At 65.9% G+C, this 2,930-nt stretch carries 3 protein-coding genes; 1 reads left to right on the top strand and 2 read right to left on the bottom strand.

Annotated elements, in window-relative coordinates; genetic code table 11:
- Positions 1 to 1,456 (bottom strand): HAD-IC family P-type ATPase (locus AC5RV1_RS21265; protein ID WP_493995940.1); only part of this gene is annotated, 1,456 nt, incomplete at its 3' end.
- A gap of 223 nt (positions 1,457 to 1,679) precedes the next feature.
- On the opposite strand from AC5RV1_RS21265, the gene AC5RV1_RS21260 reads away from it, so the two are divergent.
- Positions 1,680 to 2,414 carry a PAS and ANTAR domain-containing protein gene (locus AC5RV1_RS21260; RefSeq protein WP_493947067.1) on the top strand — a complete coding sequence of 245 codons (735 nt, stop codon included), beginning with the start codon at positions 1,680 to 1,682 and terminating at the stop codon, positions 2,412 to 2,414.
- A 6-nt stretch (positions 2,415 to 2,420) separates the two neighbouring features.
- Here the strand turns inward: AC5RV1_RS21260 and AC5RV1_RS21255 are convergent.
- Positions 2,421 to 2,930, bottom strand: a 510-nt coding sequence (locus tag AC5RV1_RS21255; protein ID WP_493995939.1) for a hypothetical protein, incomplete at its 5' end; no start/stop codon positions are given.

Genomic DNA, 2,930 nt, shown 5'->3' with positions numbered 1-2,930 from the left:
GCGCCGGCCCGCCTACGGGCACCGTGCGGCCGCCCCCGGCGGCACGGACGCCACGGCCAGTCAGCGAGCTGAAGCCCGCAACGGCGGGCAGAGGAAGGTTCCGCTCCCGGGCTGCGCGGACGATGGCCCGGGCCACAGGGTGTTCACTGTCGGACTCGACGGCTGCGGCAAGGGCCAGCAGCGCGTCAGCGTCTTCACCGGGGACGGTTGCCACGTCCTTCAGTTCGGGCTCGCCGGTGGTGAGGGTGCCGGTCTTGTCGAAGAGGACCACATCGATGGTGCGCATCCGCTCCAGCGCCATGCGGTTCTTTATCAGGACGCCGGCGCGGGCAGCCTGCTCAGTGGAGATGGCGATGACCAGGGGGATGGCCAGGCCCAAAGCGTGCGGGCAGGCGATGACCAGAACGGTGACGGTGCGGGTCACGGCTTCGGGGACGCTGCCCAGGAGTGTCCACACGATGAAGGTGATAACGCCGGCGCCCGCCGCGAAGTAGAACAGGAAGGCTGCTGCGCGGTCGGCCAGCGCCTGGGCCCGCGACGAGGATGCCTGTGCTTCAGCGACCAGCCGCTGGATCCCGGCAAGGGCGGTATCGTCACCGACCGCATCCACCCGGACCCGCACGCTGTTGTCCGTAGCGACTGTTCCTGCCACCACGGCGTCTCCGACGCCCCGGAGCACCGTCTTGGACTCGCCGGTGATCATGGATTCGTCGAACTCAGCCTGCCCGTCGACCACGGTTCCATCGGCGGGCATCCGGGCGCCGGAGCGTACTAAAACAAGGTCGGCGGGCTGGAGTTCGGAGACGGGCACTGTTTCGGTTCCGCTGTCCGTAATGCGTTCCGCCTCATCCGGCAGCAGCGCGGCGAGGGCATCCAGGGCACCCTGCGCCGAACCCAGCGCCCGCATCTCGATCCAGTGCCCCAACAGCATGATGGCCACCAGCAGCGCGAGCTCCCACCAAAAGTCCAGGTCGAAGCCGCCCAGGCCAAGGCTGGTGACCCAGGAGGCGAGGAACGCGACGGTGATGGCCATGGCGATCAGGAGCATCATTCCGGGCCGGCGGTCCTTCAGCTCCTGCAGGCCGCCTTTCAGGAAGGGCTGGCCGCCGTAGAGGAAGATCACCGTGCCGAGGACGGGCGGGAACCAGGTTGAACCCGGGAACATCGGGGCCATGTACCCCAGGATGTGGCCCACCATCGGGCTGAAGTAGACCACGGGAACGGACAGCGCCAGCGTGAGCCAGAACCTGTTCTTGAACATGGCCGTGCTGTGGCCGGCGTGCTGTCCATGGGTGTGGACGGCATGGTCATCGTCGTGGTGGGAGTTGTGGGCAGCCCTGCCGGTGCCGTGGTGTTCGTGGCCGACCGGGGCCGCAGCAGCTCCCGCTTCGGTGAGGGCGTCGCTGGCCCGGCCGCCGCCGTCGTGATGGTGCGGGTGGTGCTGGTGGTCAAGCATGTCAGTTTCCATTCCTTGATGAAGGATCGATGGGTGCTGGGGTTGAACGGCTGTGAAAGGCGGTGCGGGGCACCGGCCGGGACATACCACTTCACTGACAACACTTGAAATATACCCCCTGGGGGTATCCGAGTCAAGAGTTGCGAGTCACCCAGTGCCTTTGGATTCAGCCGCAGACGGGCTGTCTACTCTGTCCCCGGTGCAAGTTTCCGGACATACTTGGATGAACTGGCAACGACGCCAGGACGTCCTGGCGGGCGGGCGGAAAGAAAGACGGGAGGTGGCTGTGGCTGAACTCAGCGGCCCCTACACGTACTCGAGCGCATTGGGCGATAACCAATGCGTGGCGGGCACATTCCACGCGGAACTGGACGGCTGGAAGCTGGAGTGGTCGGACGGGATGTTCGAACTGCACGGTTATGAGCGCGGCGATGTGGTCCCCACGTTGGAGCTGCTGTATTCGCACAAGCATCCGGAGGACAGGCCGCGGTGCGAGGAGATCGTGGCGCAGGTCTGTAGGACCGGCGGCTATTTCTGCATGTACCACCGGATCATCGACGCCCGGGGACGTACCAGGCGGGTGCTGACATCCGGCGACGCGATAATGAACGCGGAGGGGAAAGTCACCTCCATTGAGGGCGTCATGGTGGACCTGACCTCCACCCTCCAGCGTGAAACGGAGCAGACAGCCCGGGATGCGGTGGCCGGCGCCACGTCCACCCGTAGTGTCATAGACCAGGCCCGGGGGATTTTGATGGGCCAGCTGGGAATGGGTTCCGACGATGCCTTCAAGATGCTGGTCAGCACCAGCAGCCACCGCAATGTAAAACTGGTAGTGGTGGCGGCCGAACTGGTGCACCTGGCCAACTCGGAGGAGACGAGGGGTTATCTCCCCGACGCTGTGCGGGCAATCCAGCAGGACAGCAGGAGGCCGGCAGCCCGCCGCCGCGCCAGCTGATTCGTTCTAGTGGTGCTCCACCCAGCAGGCCAGGATGGTGGTGGACAGCTGGTAGGCCAGGGCGTTCCGGGTGATGGCGTCCGGTCCCAGGGTTGCGGGGAGGTCCGAGGCGTCCACCTGCAGTACGAAGCTGTCCTTTTGGAACACCGCTGACCCGTCCTCGGTTTCATACGCCGGAAACCCGAGGTTTGCCAGGCCCTCGATGGGCTTGGCATCCGCAGCGAGTGCCTGCATGGCCTCGAAGTAGTTCAGTGCTGTGGCCTGGTCCGTGGCTTCTTTCACGGAAATTTCCAGCGCGCCTTCGTCCAGGTGGTAGATGCAGGTGAACGTGCTGTCGGCCCAGCTGTTCACGGTATGGGGGTCCTGCTTCAGATCGAGGATTGACGTGAGCCTGTCCATCGGCTGGTCCCCGCACACCATCTTGGCCGCTTCGCTGGGCCCCTCGGCGGAGGCTCGGGGGGAGGCGGCGCCGCCGTCGTGATGTCCGCCGCCGTGGGCTGCTGACGGGGAAGGGGC

The sequence above is a fragment of the Arthrobacter sp. Hb9-2 genome (genome assembly GCF_059091165.1).
This window is presented reverse-complemented; position numbering and strand designations above follow the sequence as displayed.

Coding starts and splice junctions, on each gene's coding strand:
- AC5RV1_RS21260 (WP_493947067.1), top strand. CDS start 1,680: ATGAACTGGCAACGACGCCAGGACGTCCTGGCGGGCGGGCGGAAAGAA.